At 62.2% G+C, this 17,911-nt stretch carries 17 protein-coding genes; 5 read left to right on the top strand and 12 right to left on the bottom strand.

Annotation, left to right across the window (positions count from 1 at the left end; all coding sequences use genetic code 11):
- Positions 1–49: 49 nt before the first annotated feature.
- The 11 genes from B3M53_RS05875 to tpiA all read right to left on the bottom strand — a co-directional run bounded on the left by B3M53_RS05875 (position 50) and on the right by tpiA (position 10,804).
- On the bottom strand, positions 50–1,399 hold the full coding sequence (locus B3M53_RS05875; RefSeq protein WP_022699532.1) for a pyruvate dehydrogenase complex dihydrolipoamide acetyltransferase: 1,350 nt from the start codon (positions 1,397–1,399) through the stop codon (positions 50–52).
- Positions 1,400–1,411: 12 nt separating this feature from the next.
- A complete protein-coding gene (locus tag B3M53_RS05870; RefSeq protein WP_022699533.1) occupies positions 1,412–1,843 on the bottom strand; it encodes a hypothetical protein in 432 nt (143 codons plus the stop codon).
- A 10-nt stretch (positions 1,844–1,853) separates the two neighbouring features.
- Positions 1,854–3,269 (bottom strand): pyruvate dehydrogenase complex E1 component subunit beta, encoded by a 1,416-nt coding sequence (locus B3M53_RS05865; protein WP_022699534.1) that lies wholly within the window; start codon positions 3,267–3,269, stop codon positions 1,854–1,856.
- Positions 3,270–3,274: 5 nt separating this feature from the next.
- Positions 3,275–4,303 (bottom strand): pyruvate dehydrogenase (acetyl-transferring) E1 component subunit alpha, encoded by a 1,029-nt coding sequence (gene pdhA, locus B3M53_RS05860; protein WP_022699535.1) that lies wholly within the window; start codon positions 4,301–4,303, stop codon positions 3,275–3,277.
- Positions 4,304–4,434: 131 nt separating this feature from the next.
- Entirely contained in the window at positions 4,435–4,767 is a 333-nt protein-coding gene (locus B3M53_RS05855) for an FtsB family cell division protein (protein WP_022699536.1), read from the bottom strand.
- 181 nt (positions 4,768–4,948) lie between these two features.
- Complete coding sequence (eno, locus tag B3M53_RS05850; protein ID WP_022699537.1) at positions 4,949–6,226, bottom strand: phosphopyruvate hydratase; 1,278 nt, start codon at positions 6,224–6,226, stop codon at positions 4,949–4,951.
- 171 nt (positions 6,227–6,397) lie between these two features.
- Entirely contained in the window at positions 6,398–6,580 is a 183-nt protein-coding gene (rpmF, locus tag B3M53_RS05845) for a 50S ribosomal protein L32 (protein ID WP_022699538.1), read from the bottom strand.
- 112 nt (positions 6,581–6,692) lie between these two features.
- A complete protein-coding gene (locus tag B3M53_RS05840; protein ID WP_286799840.1) occupies positions 6,693–8,321 on the bottom strand; it encodes a CTP synthase in 1,629 nt (542 codons plus the stop codon).
- Positions 8,322–8,527: 206 nt separating this feature from the next.
- Complete coding sequence (gene secG, locus B3M53_RS05835) at positions 8,528–8,941, bottom strand: preprotein translocase subunit SecG (protein WP_286799839.1); 414 nt, start codon at positions 8,939–8,941, stop codon at positions 8,528–8,530.
- 53 nt (positions 8,942–8,994) lie between these two features.
- Entirely contained in the window at positions 8,995–9,999 is a 1,005-nt protein-coding gene (locus B3M53_RS05830) for a response regulator receiver protein (protein WP_286799837.1), read from the bottom strand.
- A gap of 73 nt (positions 10,000–10,072) precedes the next feature.
- Positions 10,073–10,804 carry a triose-phosphate isomerase gene (tpiA, locus tag B3M53_RS05825; protein ID WP_286799836.1) on the bottom strand — a complete coding sequence of 244 codons (732 nt, stop codon included), beginning with the start codon at positions 10,802–10,804 and terminating at the stop codon, positions 10,073–10,075.
- Between the two features lie 178 nt (positions 10,805–10,982).
- Between tpiA and B3M53_RS05820 the strand changes: the two genes are divergently transcribed.
- Together B3M53_RS05820 and trpE are read left to right on the top strand one after the other, a co-directional pair.
- Positions 10,983–12,890, top strand: a complete 1,908-nt coding sequence (locus B3M53_RS05820; protein WP_286799835.1) for a peptidylprolyl isomerase — start codon at positions 10,983–10,985, stop codon at positions 12,888–12,890.
- Positions 12,891–12,906: 16 nt separating this feature from the next.
- A complete protein-coding gene (gene trpE / locus B3M53_RS05815; protein ID WP_286799833.1) occupies positions 12,907–14,409 on the top strand; it encodes an anthranilate synthase component I in 1,503 nt (500 codons plus the stop codon).
- Here the strand turns inward: trpE and B3M53_RS05810 are convergent.
- Entirely contained in the window at positions 14,406–15,392 is a 987-nt protein-coding gene (locus B3M53_RS05810) for a divergent polysaccharide deacetylase family protein (RefSeq protein WP_286799832.1), read from the bottom strand. The two genes, trpE and B3M53_RS05810, sit on opposite strands and share 4 nt — an antisense overlap.
- Before the next feature lie 89 nt (positions 15,393–15,481).
- On the opposite strand from B3M53_RS05810, the gene B3M53_RS05805 reads away from it, so the two are divergent.
- The 3 genes from B3M53_RS05805 to trpC are packed head-to-tail and all read left to right on the top strand — an operon-like array spanning position 15,482 to position 17,903.
- The gene (locus B3M53_RS05805) at positions 15,482–16,069 is read left to right on the top strand and encodes an anthranilate synthase component II (RefSeq protein WP_286799831.1); all 588 of its coding nucleotides are present in this window, start codon (positions 15,482–15,484) and stop codon (positions 16,067–16,069) included.
- Positions 16,066–17,082: an anthranilate phosphoribosyltransferase gene (gene trpD, locus B3M53_RS05800; protein WP_286799829.1), complete on the top strand. Its 1,017-nt coding sequence runs from the start codon at positions 16,066–16,068 to the stop codon at positions 17,080–17,082. Before B3M53_RS05805 ends, trpD begins: the two co-directional genes overlap by 4 nt.
- 29 nt (positions 17,083–17,111) lie before the next feature.
- Positions 17,112–17,903, top strand: a complete 792-nt coding sequence (trpC, locus tag B3M53_RS05795) for an indole-3-glycerol phosphate synthase TrpC (protein WP_160091657.1) — start codon at positions 17,112–17,114, stop codon at positions 17,901–17,903.
- Positions 17,904–17,911 lie beyond the last annotated feature (8 nt).

The raw sequence follows: 17,911 nt of genomic DNA, 5'->3' as shown, positions 1-17,911 counted from the left end.
GCGCTCTCAAACAATGAAGAAAGGGGCGGGTCAAGGCCCGCCCCTAAATCTACATCAGCATGGTGATCGGGTCTTCAATAAAGCCCTTGAAGGCGGACAGCCAGCGCGCGCCGTTCGCGCCGTCCACCACGCGGTGATCACAGGTCAGGGTGACCGTCATCACGGTCGCTTTCGCCAGCGCGCCATCGGTGATCACCGGACGCTCCTCGCCCGCGCCGACGCTCAGGATCATGCCCTGGGGGGGATTGATGATCGAGGAGAAGGAGGCGATGCCGAACATGCCCAGATTGGACAGCGAGAAGGTGCCGCCCTGATATTCTTCAGGCTTGAGCTTGCGATCCCGCGCGCGGGTGGCGAGGTCTTTCATTTCAGCGGAGATCTGGGCGAGACCCTTCTGATCCGCATCCTTGATGATCGGGGTGATCAGACCGCCCTCGATCGCCACGGCGACGGAGACGTCGGCGTGCTTGTGCAGAGCGATGCGGCCATCCTCGATCCAGCTGGCGTTGGCTTGCGGGACTTTCTTGAGCGCCAGACCGGACGCCTTGATCAGGATGTCATTGACCGAGACCTTCACGCCTTCAGGCGTCTTGGCGTTGATGTCCTTGCGGAATTTCAGCAGCGCATCCAGACGGCAATCCACATTGAGCGGGAAGTGCGGAATATCGCGGAAGCTCTCGGACAGGCGCTTGGCCGAGATTTTGGTGATGTTGTCGGCCTTCTTGATCTCATAGCGGTCCGCGCTGATGCCGTATTGGGCCAACGGTTCATGCTCATCGATCGGCTTGGAGGGCTCAGATTTCGGCGCGTCAGATTTCGCGGCGGCTTTGTCGTCCGCCTTGCCGACGCCGCTCTCCTTGGCCTCTTCAATATCGCGTTTGACGATCCGGCCTTTCGGGCCGGAACCCTCGAGCGCCTTGAGGTCCAGCCCGGCATCCTTCGCCATGCGGCGCGCCAGTGGCGACGCCTTGATGCGGTCGCCGTCCTTGTCAGATTGGGCGGCGGGCGTTTCAGATTTGGCTGATGCGTCAGATTTGGCCTCTGACGCTTTATCGTCGCTCTGGGCTTTGTCGTCAGACGCCTTGGAATCCGCATCTCCGGACGACGCGCCCTCGGCGCCCTGGGGCGTGTAGCCGTCCAGCGCGCTCTTGTCCTCGCCCTCTTCAAGCAGGAGGCCGATGGGTGCGTTGACCTTGACGCCTTCAGAGCCCTCTTCGACGAGGATCTTTCCCATCACGCCTTCGTCGACGGCTTCGACTTCCATCGTCGCCTTGTCGGTTTCGATCTCGGCGATCACATCACCGGAGCTGACGGTATCGCCTTCTTTCACCGTCCATTTGGACAGCGTGCCCTCTTCCATGGTGGGCGACAGGGCGGGCATCAGGATTTCGATGGGCATCAAAGGGCTCCGTCAAGCAGAACCGCCCGGCCGCGCGTTAGAGCGCAACGTGGAGCGGGCGAAAAAAGTCAGGAAGAACAGCGCGATATAGACAACCACAAGCGCGCCGTTCATCGAATTCTGGATCAGCGTGTCGATCCCGGTGAGCGCATTGTTGAGCGCTGCATCCCCGGTGGGCGACAGGCCGACGGACTGGTCCAGCTCGATCAGCGTCTGGACAAATCCGTCATGGATACGTTGCGAGCCGTAGGCGACCCGCCCCAGAAAGGCGAGCACCAGGGTGAGGAAGAAAAACGAGAAGAGCCGCAAACCGAAACCGGCATGGCGCAGGAACACCCACACCGCCACCACATACGCCGACACCACCGTGAAGAAGACCTGGACTCCGTTTAACAGGATGTCCTGGTACTCCACCATTTGTTCGATGACATCGGCCTCGGTCATGCGGCGTCTCCTAGTCCGCGTAGCATACCTGCTTGGCGGCCTTGATGATGTCCTCGACGCCCGGCAGCGACAAGGCTTCAAGGTTCGCCGCATACGGCAGCGGCACGTCTTTCTGGAACACCCGGGTCGGCGGGGCGTCGAGATAATCAAACGCGTCCAGCGTCACCCGCGCAGCGATTTCCGCGCCGACGCCATGCTGGCCCCAGCCCTCTTCCGCGCAAACGATGCGGTTGGTCTTTTTCACGGACTCGATAATCGTATCGGTGTCGAGCGGACGCAGGGTGCGCAGATCGATCACCTCGGCCTCGATCCCCTCTTCAGACAGTTTTTCAGCCGCTTTCAGGGCGAAGCCCACCATGCGCGAATGCGCGGTGATGGTGACGTCAGAACCTTCGCGGCGCACTTTCGCCTTGCCGATGGGCAGGACGAAATCATCCATGTCGGGGATTTCGAACGTCTCGCCATACATCAGCTCGTGTTCGAGGAAGACGACCGGGTTCGGGTCACGAATGGCGGCTTTCAGAAGCCCCTTGGCGTCCGCCGCATCATAGGGCGCGATCACTTTCAGGCCGGGCACAGACGCATACCAGGCTGAATAGTCCTGGCTGTGCTGGGCGCCCACGCGAGACGCCGCGCCGTTCGGGCCGCGGAACACCATCGGGCAGCCCATCTGGCCGCCGGACATGTAAAGGGTCTTCGCGGCCGAGTTGATGATGTGGTCGATCGCCTGCATGGCGAAGTTGAAGGTCATGAACTCGACGATGGGCTTGAGGCCGCCGAACGCCGCGCCGACGCCGAGACCGGCGAAGCCGTGCTCGGTGATCGGGGTGTCCACAACGCGCTGGTCACCGAATTCCTCCAGCAGCTCGCGGGTCACCTTGTAGGCGCCTTGATACTGGGCGACTTCCTCGCCCATCACGAACACCCTGTCGTCTGCGCGCATTTCTTCCGCCATCGCGTCGCGCAGGGCGTCGCGGATGGTGATTTCCTTCATCTTCGTCCCTTCAGGAATGTCGGGATCGGAGAGGGTCTTGCCCTTGGGCTTTTGCGGCGCTTCCGCTTTGTCTTCTGATTTGGACTCCGCCGCCTTTTCAGATGCGTCGTCCTTGGCGTCGGATTTCGCGTCAGCAGCGCCCGCGTCATCGGCTTCCGGGTCATAGCCCTCAAGCGCGCTGTCGTCCTCGCCCTCTTCCAAAAGGATCGCGATGGGCGCGTTCACCTGAACGCCTTCGGTCCCCTCATCGACGAGGAGCTTGCCGACCTTGCCCTCTTCAACGGCTTCGACTTCCATCGTCGCCTTGTCGGTCTCGATCTCGGCGATCACATCGCCTGAATTGACCTGATCGCCGGGTTTGACGGTCCATTTCGCCAGCGTGCCTTCCTCCATGGTGGGAGACAGGGCGGGCATGAGCACTTTGATTGGCATGTGTCTTAACCCTCGATCAGAACGTCGGTGTAGAGCTCGGACGGATCGGGCTCGGGGCTGTCCTTGGCGAAGTCGGCGGACTTGTTGACGATCGCCTTCACCTCTTTGTCCATCTCCTTGAGCGCGTCCTCGTCAGACCAGCCCTTATCCAGGATGATCTTGCGCGCCAGATCGATGGGGTCCTTGTGGTCACGGATGTCATTGACCTCGTCGCGGGTGCGGTACTTCGCCGGATCGGACATGGAGTGACCACGATAGCGATAGGTCTTCATCTCGAGGATGAACGGCCCTTTGCCGGAGCGCGCATGCTCCACAGCGCGGCTGGCGGCGTCATAGACGGCGGTCACGTCCATGCCGTCCACTTCCTCGCCGGGAATGCCGAAAGATGCGCCGCGTTTATGCAGATGCGTCTCCGAGCTGGCGCGCGCGACGGACGTGCCCATGGCGTACTGGTTGTTCTCGATGATATAGACCACAGGCAGATCCCAGAGCTTGGCCATGTTGAAGCTCTCATAGACCTGGCCCTGATTGGCCGCGCCATCGCCGAAATACGTCGCGCAGACCTTACCGTTCTTCTTGTACTTGTCAGAGAAGGCCAGCCCTGTGCCGATGGAGACCTGAGCGCCAACAATGCCGTGACCGCCGAAGAACTGCTTGTCGCGCGAGAACATGTGCATGCTCCCGCCCTTGCCTTTGGAATAGCCGCCTTCACGACCGGTCAGTTCGGCCATCACCCCGTTCGGATCCATGCCCGTGGCGAGCATGTGGGCGTGGTCGCGATAGCCGGTGATCACCTGATCACCCTCCTCCAGCGCGCCCTGCACGCCGACCACGACCGCTTCCTGGCCGATATAGAGGTGACAGAAGCCCGCAATCAGGCCCATGCCGTAGAGCTGGCCGGCTTTTTCCTCAAAGCGGCGCATCAGCAGCATGTCTTTGTACCAGCTCATCAACTGGTCTTGAGAGACTTCGGATTTCTTGGAGCGCGCGGAGGAGGACTTGTTCGCGGCGCTGGTCGAGCGTTTCGTCGCCATATATTTCACATGCGAACCAATGGGTTCGCACTCCCTGTTGACGTCACTCCAGCCTTTAACAGGGATGATGAGATCACGTAAAGCACGCAAATTATGTTGCGCGTGCGAACAATTAACCGTGATCGGAGGAATTAGCCGCCATATTCAGGCTGCGCGCCACGATCAATCTGAACAACAATTTCGTCAGGATGGGCGAAACGCAGCACCGCACGGGCGCGTTCTTCGAGATAATCCACGTCCACAGACCCGTCCGGGCCGTCCGCCTTCAGGCGCGCCACGCGATCTTCCATGTGCTGACGGGTCGAACGCACCTCAGCAAGCTCGGCTTCAGCTGCCGAGATCTGCGCCTGAATGCGCAAATGATTGAGATAGCCCTGCTCGCCATGGAGCGCGTGATAGCTGAGATAGCCAATCACCAAAGCCAACCCAATCAAGGGGATGAAGCGCTTCAGCACCTTCATCATAACCCATCCATCCACCGCCCGCCTTTTGCGGATCGTTCTGAAAGGACGATAGGCAATCTCAGTAAAGGAAGAGTTATGGCGAATCAGAAATCAGGTGATTCGTCAGATTGTAAAGATATTCAAGAAAAAACGGCCCGGGCGGACCCGAGCCGTTTCACGTCATTCACTCGCACGCTGCGGCTTAGCTGGCGGCGATCGCCGTGCGGCCGGCATAGATCGCAGCATCGCCCAGCTCAGCTTCAATGCGCAGCAGCTGGTTGTATTTCGCGGTGCGGTCCGAGCGCGCCAGGGAGCCGGTCTTGATCTGACCGCAGTTCAGCGCCACGGCGAGGTCGGCGATGGTGGTGTCTTCGGTTTCGCCCGAACGGTGGCTCATCACCGCGCCATAGCCAGACCGCAAGGCCATTTCGACCGCATCCATGGTTTCAGACAGGGTGCCGATCTGGTTGACCTTGACCAGCAGCGCATTGGCCGCACCCACTTCAATGCCATGCGCCAGACGCTCAGGGTTCGTCACGAACAGATCATCGCCCACCAGCTGCACATCGCCGTCCAGCATGGAGGTGACGGCCTTCCAGCCTTCCCAATCGTCTTCGGCCATGCCGTCCTCGATGGAGATGATCGGATAGGCCGACGCCAGCTCTTTCAGGTATTCAGCGAACTCGTCAGAGGTGCAGGTGCGCCCTGCCCCTTCCATGACGTATTTGCCGTCCTTGAAGAATTCGGTGGAGGCCACGTCGAGCGCCAGGGTGACGTCTGAGCCCGGCTCATAGCCTGCGGTCTCGATCGCCTTCATGATCGTATCCAGGCACGCCTCGGCGCTTTTGAGGTTCGGTGCGAACCCGCCCTCATCACCCACATTGGTGTTCAGGCCGTCAGCTTTCAGCTGGGATTTCAGCGCGTGGAAGATCTCCGCCCCGCAACGTAGGGCTTCCGAGAAGGTCGCAAGCCCGGTCGGCATGATCATGAATTCCTGAAAATCCACCGGGTTGTCGGCATGCGCGCCGCCATTGAGGATGTTCATCATCGGCGCCGGCAGGACGCGCGCATTGGCGCCGCCCACATAACGATAGAGCGGCAGGCCGGAGGCTTCCGCCGCGGCCTTGGCGGTGGCCAGAGACACGCCCAGAAGCGCGTTGGCGCCCAGGCGCTCCTTATTCTCGGTGCCGTCCAGACCAATCAGAAGCTCGTCGATCAGGCGCTGCTCGCGCGCATCAATACCGGCGATGGCTTCAAAGATCTCTGTCTCGACCGCCGTAACGGCCTGCAACACGCCCTTGCCCTTGTAGCGGTCGCCGCCATCGCGCTTTTCAACAGCTTCGTGCGCGCCGGTGGAAGCGCCTGACGGCACCGCGGCGCGGCCCATGGAGCCGTCTTCCAGGAAGACGTCCACTTCCACAGTCGGGTTGCCCCGGCTGTCGAGAATTTCACGGGCGGCGATATCGACAATGGCGGTCATGGCGCGGACGTCCTTCAGGTGAGATCAAGCCGACGCATCCCCGCCCCGGCCTGTGAGCTTTTCATGCGCGCTTCATAGCCGAGGCGCGTAAACGCGAAAAGCCCTGCACCGGGTATGGTGCAGGGCTTTTTCTGTCAGACTGCGCGCCGCAAATGCAGCGCGGTGTCCGGCTTAGTCGTCCTGGCCATCCAGAACCTGACGACCACGGTACATGCCGGTCTTCAGGTCGATATGGTGCGGACGGCGCAGTTCGCCGGAATCCTTGTCCTCGATGTACGCCGTCGTGCCGATGGCGTCGTGCGCGCGACGCATGCCGCGCTTGGACTTGGTGACTTTATGCTTAGGGACCGCCATCGGTCTCTCCTTAAGTTCTCAAACGCGAATAACTCGGGATCGCATCAAAGCGGACTTTGTGCGAGTGAGCCGCGGGCTATACCGGTTTGCAGGCTGAAGTGCAACAGGGCTGTTACACCAACCGGCTATGATCCTTCGCCGCCGCGACGAAGCTGGCGAACAGCGGGTGCGGGTCAAAGGGACGCGATTTGTATTCGGGATGGTATTGCACGCCGATAAACCAGGGATGGTCGGCATACTCTACGATCTCGGGCAGCACGCCGTCAGGCGACAGGCCGGAGAACACCAGACCGGCTTTTTCAAGCTGCTCTTTATAGGCGATGTTCACCTCATAGCGGTGACGGTGACGTTCATGGATCGCAGCCTGACCATAGATCTCGCGCACCTTGGAGCCGTCCTTGAGCGACGCCGGGAACGCGCCCAGGCGCATGGTGCCGCCCAGATCACCGCCCACATGACGGCGCACCGTCTCATTATCCTTGACCCATTCGGTCAGAAGCCCAACCAGCGGCACTTTAGGGTCACCGAATTCCGATGAGCTGGCGCCGTCCAGGCCAGCTAGATTGCGGGCCGCCTCGATCACCGCCATCTGCATGCCGAAGCAAATGCCGAAATACGGGATCTTGCGTTCACGGGCGAATTTCGCCGCGGCGATCTTGCCTTCCGCGCCGCGCTCGCCAAAGCCGCCAGGCACCAGAATGGCGTGCACGTCTTCCAGCTCAACGAGGTTTTCGTCATCCTCGAACTGGCTGGCGTCCAGCCATTTCACCTTCACCTTCACGCCATTGGCGATGCCGCCATGGTTGAGCGCTTCCAGCAGTGATTTATAGGCGTCCACCAGCACGGTGTACTTGCCCACCACCGCGACCGTCACTTCACCATCAGGGTTGTTCACCGCTTCGGAAATGCCGTTCCAGACCGTCAGGTCCGGCTCGGGCGCATCGCCAAGGCCGAAGCGTTCGAGCACGACCCGGTCAAAGCCTTGGTCATGATATTCCAGCGGCACATGATAGAGCGAGGACGCGTCGCGTCCTTCGATGACCGCGTTTTCAGGCACGTTGCAGAACAGCGCAATCTTGCGCTTGTCGCTGGGATCAATGGGGATTTCGCACCGGCACAGCAGAATGTCCGGCTGAATGCCGATCGAGCGCAGCTCTTTGACCGAGTGCTGGGTGGGTTTGGTCTTCATCTCGCCCGCCGCCTTGATGAACGGCAGCAAGGTGACGTGGATGAAGATGGCGTTGTCCCGGCCCAGCTCCTGGCCCAGCTGACGGATGGCTTCAAAGAAGGGCAAGCCTTCAATATCGCCCACAGTGCCGCCGATTTCGCACAGCACGAAATCCACGTCACCGGCGTCCGACAACACGAAATTCTTGATGGCGTCGGTGACGTGCGGGATCACCTGCACGGTCGCGCCCAGATAATCGCCGCGGCGTTCGCGTTCGATGATCTCGGAATAGATCCGGCCTGTGGTGATATTATCGCTCTGATGGGCGGAGACGCCGGTAAAGCGCTCGTAATGGCCCAGGTCGAGGTCTGTCTCTGCGCCATCGTCCGTGACATAGACCTCGCCGTGTTGATACGGCGACATCGTACCCGGATCCACGTTGAGATACGGGTCGAGTTTACGCAGACGGACTTTATACCCGCGCGCTTGCAAAAGCGCGCCGAGTGCGGCGGAAGCGAGGCCTTTACCAAGAGAGGAGACCACGCCGCCGGTTATGAAAATGTATCGCGGCATGGGCGGACTGCTTAGCGCAGAATCGCGGCGGACAAAAGCGTCTGTTCTGATACTCGCCGTGGAAATCGCGGTTAAGCGCTGTTGAAAGTCTGAAAGAAGACGCTCAGCCCTGCATACGCAAAGGCCGCCAGCGCCATGTCGGCAGCTGACGGCCTTCAAACATCAAACGTTCATTCAGCGCGTTCGCAACGCGCCGAACACCTCGCCTACCGGTTCGGCAGCTCAGCAGAGGGCTCGTCTTCAGTCGGTGCGTCGTCAGCTGGCGCAGGCTCGGCCGGGATCGTCGCCTCAGGCGCATCAATCGCATCTGCATCAAGCCCCTGAAGATCGCCGAACGGCAGGTCGGAACTGGTTTCGCTCTGGCCCACGCGGTCAAGCACCGATCCCGTGCTGGTGGTGACGCCAGACAGGATCGCCAGAAGAATAGAATTGCCGATGAACAGCGCGCCCAGGATCATGGTGATCCGGGTCAAGAGGTTGGCCGCGCCGCGGCCGCTCATCATGCCGCCAGGGCCGCCGCCGCCAATGCCAAGCGCACCGCCCTCGGAGCGTTGCATCAAGATCACCCCGGTCAGTGCAGCGGCGATAAGAACGTGAATGATCAGAAGGACAGCAGTCATTGCGCGGCGTTTCCGAATAAACAGAGTTTCGTCCGCGCGAGGACCGCGACGGACTAGTTGGCCGCGCGTTTTAGCTCAGCTGGAGGCGGAGCGCCACCTTCCACCTGTATCTTCCGCGCGGAAGCCATCGCCATGCGCTTCTGAAGCGCTTCAGCCGCCTTCGCCATCTCGTCTTGTGAGCGTTCCATGCCGTCATCGCCGGCATACGCCACATAAGCCGCCATGGAGAGCTCCTTGGCGAGAGACAGATTGGCCAGGGTCAGGCCCGCTTGCTCTTGCAGCTCCAGTGCGATGTCGACCAGGGCTTTTGCAACACGAGACGCTTCGCTGGAACGAAACTTCGCCATGCGGGCCCGCAATTCACGCGCGCTGTTCTCAAATTCCTTGAGATCAATGGCGGGCTGACGGCCCGCTTTCATTTCACGCATGCCCGCTTCGGCGCCCACAATAATGCGCATGCAGAGGCGACGCAGACGTTCGCCTTCGACGGTGCGCTGAGCCTCGTCAATCCAGGCGTGCGCGCGTTGAAGGGCGTCAATATCGTTGGTGACGACCGCCTTGAGCACGTTGGGCGCTTCGATGGGCTTGGCCGAGCCTTCACCGCGGTCCTGGTCCTTGCGTCGGTCCGGTCCGATGTAATCGCTCGTGACGATAAACGGCTTGCGAGCGCGGATAAGCGTCCGGATTCGGTCTTCCACAAAGCTGTTGGACAAGGGACGGATCAACAGATCGTCCGCGCCGCAGCCGATGGCGTTGCGCACAAGATCCGCATCACGCCGCCAGGATGTCAGCAGCAGGGCGACAAAGGGGTTATTGGACAATTCGCCCGAGCGGATAGCGCGCACCAGACGAAAAACTTCCGTCTCGTGATCCGCCGTCTCCGCGATGATCAGATGCGGGGCGTCGTCCTGAACGATGCGTCGCAGTTCCGCCAGCGTATTGAGCTGAAAGATGTCACGAAAACCAATCTCATGAAGGGAATAGCGCGTGGTGCGCTGGTTCACGGACACCGGATCATAGAGCGCGACGCTCGCCCGGCTGTAATCGATATCGCTCATTCACCACCCCGCCTGTTTCTCAGGCCATGTCTTTATTCAGGGGTGACGCTAGCGAAAAACTCTGAAGATCGCCTTACCGGACCGATTGAATGATTCGCGCGAAGTCTTGAGGCTTTAAACTCGCGCCTCCGACCAAGCCGCCATCAATATCAGATTGTTCCAATAAAGACTCAGCATTTCCCGGATTCATTGATCCGCCATAAACAATACGCAAAGCGGCTGCGTCATCTCCAGGCCAGGCCGCCCGGATGGCGTCATGCATGGCTTGCGCATCTTCAGGCGTTGCAGTGCGACCTGTTCCAATCGCCCAGACCGGTTCGTAGGCGATGACGATTTTGTCAGCCGCACACTCTGGCAAACTGGCTAGAAACTGGCTGACCACCACGGCTTCCGCCTCGCCCGATTCACGCTCGTCCAGCGTCTCGCCGACGCACACGATCGGGCTCAGACCCGCGTCCAGCGCGGCAATGGCTTTCGCCTTCACCAACTGATTGGTCTCACCATGGTCCGCCCGGCGTTCGCTATGGCCGACGATCACATGCGTGCACCCCAGATCCACCAGCATGGCGGCGCTGACATCCCCGGTGTGCGCGCCCGACGCCTGCGGAGCGCAATCCTGACCGCCAAGCAAGAGCCAATCAGGCTTGTCCGCCGCGATCAGGGGCAAGAGCGTCACCGGCGGGCACAGCAGGACATCGCAGCGCGGCTCCTCGCCTAGGGCGTCAGACAGAGCCTTTGGAAAGTCGCGGTCCTTGACCAGACCGTTCATCTTCCAATTGCCCGCCACTAGCTTGCGCCGCGTCATCGCCATCCCCGTTTTTATAGTGTTTATGTCGTGCGCTCGCGTCCAACAGGCGCGGCGCGCTGAAATAGCAGTGTAAGAGTGTGGCCGCAACGCACTGGCCTGCTTGCCGCACAAGCCCCGCCCCGCTACGGTCCGGCCGCTATGCTCACCAGCCCTTTGGCCTGATCTGGAACGCTCAATGCTGTCGCTTATCCGCTCGCTCGCCCGTTCGCCTATCATTGGCGGTATGATTATCGCGCTGCTCATCGCCGCCTTTGCGTTGTGGGGCGTGAACGATATCTTCCGCAACAACAGCAATGCTGCGATCGTGGTGGGGCCTGAAACGGTCAGCGCATCAGAATTGGCGCGCACCTATGAACGCCAACTGTTCCAGATCCAGCGCGACAACCCCGAAATCACCCGCGAGCAGGCCGACGAGATGGGCCTGGGTGATTCTGTTGTCCAACGCCTGATCGCGGAAACCGCCGTCGACGCCAAGGCCGATCAGATGGGGCTGTCGATCTCTGACAACACCCTGTTTGAGACCCTGCGCTCCATCGCCGCCTTCCAGAACCCGTTCACCAGCCAGTTTGATCCCGGCACCTACGCCTCGGTCCTGCGCGAAAACGGTTATGGCGGTCCTCTGGCCGAGCGCCAGTTTGAAGCCGACATCACCAGCGAGCTGCGCCGCGGCCAGTTCGTTTCCGCGGCCCTGGGCGGCGTCTATGCGCCCGAGATCTTTGGCGAGATCCGCGCCGCTTACAATGGCGAGCGCCGCAGCCTGCGCGCCCTTTTCCTGCAGCCGAGCCTGGTGGACACACCTGAAGCGCCCGATGACGACACGCTGACCGCTTTCATCAACGAAAACGCGCGCATTTTTGAACGTCCCGAACAGCGCCGCCTGACCCTGATGCGTGTCAGCCCGACCGATTTCCTGCGCGATGTCGAAGTGTCTGATGAGGACCTTCAGGCGCTCTATGATTTCCGGCTTGAAAACGGAGACCTGGCGGAACCTGCAACCCGTTCGCTGACCCAGTGGCCTGCGCCCGACCAGCAGACCGCCGAGGCCGCCGCCGCTCGTCTGAGCGCGGGCGAAACCGTCTCGACCATCGTCACCGAGTTGAGCCTGGGCGAGGAAGTCGCTCTGGCCGACGTGCAATCCTATCAGGTCCCTGACAGTCAGATCGCTGACCGGGCCTTCACAATGGCGGCGGGCGACATCGCCGCCGTTCAGAGCCAGCTGGGCTGGCGCGTGGTGCGTATTGACGCGGCGACCGACCCGGATACGCCAGAGCTGTCGGAGCTTGAGGCTGAATTGCGCGATGAACTGGCGCGTGACAACGCCGAGGGCATGATGCTGGATGCGCTGGGCGTCTTTGAGGAAGCGCGCGGCAATGGCGCGACGCTGGAAGAAGCCGCCATGCAGGCGGGCCTGATCGCGGAACGGATCGATTTCGTCGCCGCCAACGGCTATTCCGCAGATCGCGAACCGGCGCTCACCCTGTTGCAAAACCCCGATCTTCTGACGGCTGCGTTCAGCGCCCAGCAAGGCTTCGCCACTGACCTTGAAAGCTATGGCGAAGACGGCGGCTATTTCGTGGTGCGCGTGGATGAGATCGAGCCGGCGCGTCTGTCCGAGCTTTCTGAAGTGCGCGAAGACGCCGCGCAATTCTGGATGGTGCGTGAAACGGATGACCGTCTGCAAACGCTCGTCGACGATGCGCAAGCGCGCCTTGAGGCTGGTGAAACCCTGGACGCCATCGCCGAGTCCCTGGGCACGGGCGCACGCGTGGAAACCGCTGTTCTGGGCCGCGGCGAAACCGCAGGGCCGTTCAGCGCGCAGCTGGTGGGCCAGGCCTTCCGTCTGCCCGAAGGCCAGCGCTTCGCCGCGCGCGCCGGCAACCAGACCACCCGCGCTATCGTCCTCGTCGATGATGTGATCTCGGTTGATCCGGCGCAGGCGGAACGCCCCTCACAGCAAGAGCTGACGAACGAGCTTCGCAACGACGCCACCCAAATCGTCACCAGCGCGCTGATCAATGCGTACGAGGTGCGTACGGACCAGACCCTGATTGATCAGGCTCTGGGCCGGACACAGCTGCAGTAACAGGCTCAGGCGTTATATGACCGTCTTCGCTCCGGATCTCGACACGGCGACCGAGCTGTGCGCGCGCGGTCAGACCGTGCTGTTGACCGCCACGCGCGTTGACGACCTTGAGACGCCCGTTTCTGCCTATCTGAAACTCGCCTCCCATAACGCCAACACCTTCTTGCTGGAAAGTGTGGAGGGCGGCGCGTTTCGAGGCCGGTATTCCGCCATTGGCCTTGACCCGGACCTGATCTGGCGCTGCCGCGGCGATCAGGCCGAGATCGCCCACGCCCCCGCCCCCGGCGTTGCGCCCGGCGCGTTTGAACCCTGTGCAGAGAAGCCGCTGCACGCGTTGCGCAAACTGATCGCAGAGAGCCGACTCACACTGCCGTCGGGCCTGCCGCCCATCTCGGCGGGCCTGTTCGGCTATCTGGGCTATGACATGATCCGTCAGGTCGAGCGTCTGCCCGATCAGGCCGCACCCGAACCGCTGGGCCTGCCCGAGGGTCAATTGCTGCGTCCACGCGTGATGGTGGTGTTTGACGCCTTGCGCCAGGAAATCCTGGCCGCCGCTCCCATTCGTCCAGCGCCAGGCGCCGACCCGGAATTGCTGGTGGACGCCGCGCGGCGCCGGATCGAGGCGGTGTTCGCCCGGCTCGACGCCCCGGCCCCGATCGCGAGCGCGTCCGAACCTTGGTCGATGCCTGAACCGGTCAGCAATATGGAACCGGCGCAATATCGCCAGAATGTCGAGACTGCGAAAAACTATATTCGCGCCGGCGATATTTTTCAGGTGGTCCCGAGCCAACGGTTTTCCGCGCCCTACTCAGCGACGCCGCTCTCGCTGTACCGGTCCTTGCGTCGGACCAACCCGTCGCCCTTCCTGTATTTCTTCAACCTGCCCGGCTTCGCCATTGTGGGCTCGAGCCCGGAAATTCTGGTGCGTTTGCGCGGCGACACCGTCACCGTGCGACCGATCGCCGGAACCCGGCCGCGCGGCAATTCCGAAGAAGCCGATCAGGCCCATGAGGCGGATCTGCGCGCAGACCCCAAGGAACGCGCCGAACACCTGATGCTGCTGGATCTGGGCCGTAATGATGTGGGCCGGGTCGCCAAGGCGGGCACCGTTCGCGTCACCGAGCGCGAGATCATCGAACGCTATAGCCACGTCATGCACATCGTCTCCAATGTGGAAGGCCAGCTATCGGACGGCGAAGACGCGATTTCTGCGCTGATGGCGGGCTTCCCCGCCGGCACGGTGTCCGGCGCGCCCAAGGTTCGGGCGATGGAGATCATTGACGAACTCGAGCCCCATCGCCGCGGCATCTATGCCGGCGCTGTGGGGTATTTCGGCGCCAATGGCGATATGGACATGGCGATCGCGCTGCGCACCGCCATCGTCAAGGATGGCCAGATGCATGTGCAGGCCGGCGCAGGCGTCGTGCTCGATTCCGATCCGGAATCCGAACACCAGGAGACAGTGAACAAGGCGCGCGCCCTGTTCCGCGCCGCCGCCGAAGCCTGGCGTTTCGTCTAGCTGTCTTGGACTTGGGCTTGAGCCTGAGCCGCGCCCAGAGCGCTGATCGTGACCAGCTCCACGCCTACGGCCTCCGCCCGGCGCGACAGATCCGCCAGCACAGCCAGGGTTTCAGGGCGCGGATGGCCGATGGCGATTGCCTGCCCGTTCTGCAGCGCCAGAGCCAGGGCCTGGTTGAGCTGAACGCTCACTGACGCCTCATCCGGCACATGGTCCAGAAACACATCGCGGGTCATCGCAGTCAGACCGGCCGCTTGCGCTGCGGAAGCCGCTTGAGAGCGCGGATGGGTCAGCGAATCCACGAAAAGCATGGAGCGCGGCAGATCGCTGGCAGAAAACATGGCGTCCATGGCGCGTCTGTCAGACGTCAGGCGGCTGCCCATATGATTGTTGAATCCCACAGCGCCCGGAACACGCGAAAACGCCCAGCCAATGCGCGAGGCCATCTCGGACGGGCTCTGAAATTCGGTCAGGGCGTACGGGCCGGGATCTTCCACGCCCACCGGCTCCATCGGCAGGTGCACGAAAACCTCTCGCCCCGCCGCGCCCGCTTCACGGGCGAGCGCGGACGCCGCCTCGGCATAGGGCAGAATAGACAAGGTGACAGGCGCATCCAGCGCGATCAATCGCCGGGCCGCCACGACATCCAGCCCCACATCGTCAATGATGACCGCCAGTTGCGGCCGCCCTGAAGTCAGAGGCGGCGTCAAAAGCGCCGGCTCAACAGGCTCGGAGGTGAGGGCTGAAGTCTCAACCACTGAAGGCTTGGGCGCGGCGCCGATCCTGTTCGCCGCCTCCACGCGGATCACGCCGGGCCAGGACGAGGCGAGCTGGCGGGAGTCGAGGTCAGCAGGCGCCGCGACGGCGCGCGCTTCGGCCTCGCTGCTATTGGCGCCCAGATTATAAGCAAGCGCCGCCACCAGCATGAAACCGGCGGCCAGGGCAGAGCCCAGATGCGGCGCATAGGAAGCAGTACGGATCATCCGTGCCTATTTACAGCGAGTCGCGGTTGGCGGCGCGTGTCGCCTTGCTTAAGTTCCACATCAGTTTTCACGGATGCGGCGAGCCCTCCATGCTGTTGATCATCGACAATTATGACAGCTTCACCTTCAACCTGGTTCATTATGTCCAGGAGCTGGGCGCGCCGACCCGCGTCATCCGCAATGATGCGATGAGCGCAGAGGACGCCCTGGCCCTCAACCCTCAAGGCGTTCTGATCAGCCCCGGCCCCTGTGATCCGGATCGAGCGGGTATCTGCCTGGACCTGATCCGGAACGCCCCGGAGGACCTGCCGATCTTTGGCGTCTGCCTCGGCTTTCAGTCGATCGGTCAGGTGTTTGGCGGCAAGGTCATTCAGGCCAAGGCGATCATGCATGGCAAGACCAGCCCGATCCGCCATGACGGCACAGGCGTGTTCGAGGCCCTGCCCTCGCCCTATCAGGCCACGCGCTATCACTCGCTGGCGGTGGATCTGCCCGATGGGACTGAGCTGGTCGCCAATGCGCACACCGAAGACGACGAGATCATGGGGTTGATGCACAAGACCCGCCCCATTCACGGCGTTCAGTTTCACCCTGAATCCATCGCGTCCGAGCATGGTCACGCGCTGATCGGCAATTTCCTGCGTCTTGCGGGTCTGACCACAGAGCAAGCGGCATGAGCCGCATGCGTCCCGCCATTCAGGCCCTCGCCCTGGGCCAGGAACCCGATGAGACTGCGCTTGCGGACGCGTTTGACGCGCTGATGGAGGGTCAGGCCGACCCTGTAGAGGTTGGCGGGTTTCTGTTGGCGTTGACCGCCTTGGGGGAAAGCCCGCAAGCGCTGATGGTCGGCGCCAAGGCCATGCGCGCCCGCATGACGCCGGTCAATGCGCCCGCCGCCGCCATCGACACCTGCGGCACCGGCGGCGACGCCCGCGGCACCTGGAACATCTCGACCGCCGCCGCCCTCGTGGCCGCTGGCGCAGGCGCCGTCGTCGCCAAACATGGCAACAAGGCCGCCTCCTCCAAATCGGGCTCTGCGGAAGTGCTGGAAAGCCTGGGCGTAAATCTGTTCGCCCGCCCTGATCAGGTGGAAGCCGCACTGGGTCAGGCGCGCGTGGGCTTTTTGTTCGCCCAGGCTCACCACGGCGCGGTGCGTCATGTGGGGCCGGCGCGCAAGACGCTGGGCGTGCGGACGATTTTCAACCTGCTGGGTCCGCTATCAAACCCCGCCGGCGCGAAACGTCAGCTCCTGGGCGTGTTTGACCGCAAATGGCTGGTTCCCATGGCCGAAGCCCTGCGCGGCTTGGGCGCGGACGCCGCCATGATCGTGTATGGCGAAGACGGGCTCGATGAAATCACCACCACCGGCGTCAGCTTTGTCGCCGAACTGACGCCGGACGGCGAGATCCGTGAATACGAGATCACGCCTGAGGATGCAGGGCTGCGCCGCGCCGCGCTGGATGATCTGAAAGGCGGCGAACCTGAAGAGAACGCGCAGGCGATCCGAGACCTCCTGAAGGGCGCGCAAGGCCCCTATCGCGATATTGTCCTGATCAACGCCGCCGCCGCGCTGAAGCTCGCAGGCTTGGCTGAAGACCTGAAGACCGGCGCGGAACTGGCTGGGGCCGCAATTGATGACGGCCGCGCGCAAGCTGCGCTCGACGCCCTTGTCAGAGCCAGCAACGCCTAAGCGCTTAAACCTTGAAGAGAACACGCCCGATGAGCGACGTCCTGAACCGAATTGAAGCCTACAAGCGCGCCGATATCGCCGAGCGCAAGGCCGCGCTCCCGTATGAAGCGGTCTGCGAGCGCGCCCAGCAGGCGAGCCCGGTCCGCGGTTTCAAGGCGGCGTTGGAGCGCGATGCGACCGAGCATGGGCTAAGCCTGATCGCGGAAGTGAAGAAAGCCAGCCCGTCCAAGGGCCTGATCCGCGAAGACTTCAACCCGCCCATACTCGCCAAAGCCTATGAAGACGGGGGCGCAAGCTGCCTGTCTGTTCTGACCGACGCGCCCAGCTTTCAGGGCCATGATGACTATCTGGTCGCGGCGCGCGCGGCGGTGTCTTTGCCGGTCCTGCGCAAGGATTTTCTCTACGACCCCTGGCAAGTCGCCGAATCACGCGCGCTGGGCGCGGATTGCATCCTGGTGATTCTCGCCAGCGTTGATGATTCCCTCGCCGCCGCGCTGATCGAGGAAGCGTTCAAATGGGATATGGATGCGTTGGTCGAAGTGCATGACGCCGCCGAAATGAAACGCGCTCTGGCCCTCCCCAGCCCGCTTGTGGGGGTGAACAACCGCAATCTGCGCACCTTCGAAACCTCACTGGAAACCTTTGAAACTCTTGCCCCTATGGTGGGTGATGACAGGCTTCTGGTGGCGGAAAGCGGCATCTTCACCCGTGACGACGCTGTCAGATTGCAGCACGCTGGCGCCAAGTCTCTGCTGGTCGGTGAAAGCCTGATGCGGCAGGACGATGTCACCGCCGCGACGCGCACCCTTATGGGGCTCTAAACGCGTCG

Origin of the sequence: Oceanicaulis sp. UBA2681 (genome assembly GCF_002354675.1) — a bacterium.
GTDB classification, from domain to species: Bacteria; Pseudomonadota; Alphaproteobacteria; order Caulobacterales; family Maricaulaceae; genus Oceanicaulis; species Oceanicaulis alexandrii.
The sequence above is the reverse complement of the archived record's forward strand: the minus strand, read 5'-3'. Positions and strand labels throughout refer to the sequence as shown.

What these genes read in the sequence shown, in the direction of transcription:
- B3M53_RS05840 (WP_286799840.1), bottom strand. Translation starts at nt 8,321, where the DNA reads ATGCCGCGATACATTTTCATAACCGGCGGCGTGGTCTCCTCTCTTGGT.
- trpE (WP_286799833.1), top strand. Translation starts at nt 12,907, where the DNA reads ATGACCGTCTTCGCTCCGGATCTCGACACGGCGACCGAGCTGTGCGCG.
- pdhA (WP_022699535.1), bottom strand. Translation starts at nt 4,303, where the DNA reads ATGGCGACGAAACGCTCGACCAGCGCCGCGAACAAGTCCTCCTCCGCG.
- B3M53_RS05810 (WP_286799832.1), bottom strand. Translation starts at nt 15,392, where the DNA reads ATGATCCGTACTGCTTCCTATGCGCCGCATCTGGGCTCTGCCCTGGCC.
- eno (WP_022699537.1), bottom strand. Translation starts at nt 6,226, where the DNA reads ATGACCGCCATTGTCGATATCGCCGCCCGTGAAATTCTCGACAGCCGG.
- B3M53_RS05870 (WP_022699533.1), bottom strand. Translation starts at nt 1,843, where the DNA reads ATGACCGAGGCCGATGTCATCGAACAAATGGTGGAGTACCAGGACATC.
- trpC (WP_160091657.1), top strand. Translation starts at nt 17,112, where the DNA reads ATGAGCGACGTCCTGAACCGAATTGAAGCCTACAAGCGCGCCGATATC.
- secG (WP_286799839.1), bottom strand. Translation starts at nt 8,941, where the DNA reads ATGACTGCTGTCCTTCTGATCATTCACGTTCTTATCGCCGCTGCACTG.
- trpD (WP_286799829.1), top strand. Translation starts at nt 16,066, where the DNA reads ATGAGCCGCATGCGTCCCGCCATTCAGGCCCTCGCCCTGGGCCAGGAA.
- B3M53_RS05865 (WP_022699534.1), bottom strand. Translation starts at nt 3,269, where the DNA reads ATGCCAATCAAAGTGCTCATGCCCGCCCTGTCTCCCACCATGGAGGAA.
- B3M53_RS05805 (WP_286799831.1), top strand. Translation starts at nt 15,482, where the DNA reads ATGCTGTTGATCATCGACAATTATGACAGCTTCACCTTCAACCTGGTT.
- tpiA (WP_286799836.1), bottom strand. Translation starts at nt 10,804, where the DNA reads ATGACGCGGCGCAAGCTAGTGGCGGGCAATTGGAAGATGAACGGTCTG.
- B3M53_RS05820 (WP_286799835.1), top strand. Translation starts at nt 10,983, where the DNA reads ATGCTGTCGCTTATCCGCTCGCTCGCCCGTTCGCCTATCATTGGCGGT.
- B3M53_RS05855 (WP_022699536.1), bottom strand. Translation starts at nt 4,767, where the DNA reads ATGATGAAGGTGCTGAAGCGCTTCATCCCCTTGATTGGGTTGGCTTTG.
- B3M53_RS05830 (WP_286799837.1), bottom strand. Translation starts at nt 9,999, where the DNA reads ATGAGCGATATCGATTACAGCCGGGCGAGCGTCGCGCTCTATGATCCG.
- B3M53_RS05875 (WP_022699532.1), bottom strand. Translation starts at nt 1,399, where the DNA reads ATGCCCATCGAAATCCTGATGCCCGCCCTGTCGCCCACCATGGAAGAG.
- rpmF (WP_022699538.1), bottom strand. Translation starts at nt 6,580, where the DNA reads ATGGCGGTCCCTAAGCATAAAGTCACCAAGTCCAAGCGCGGCATGCGT.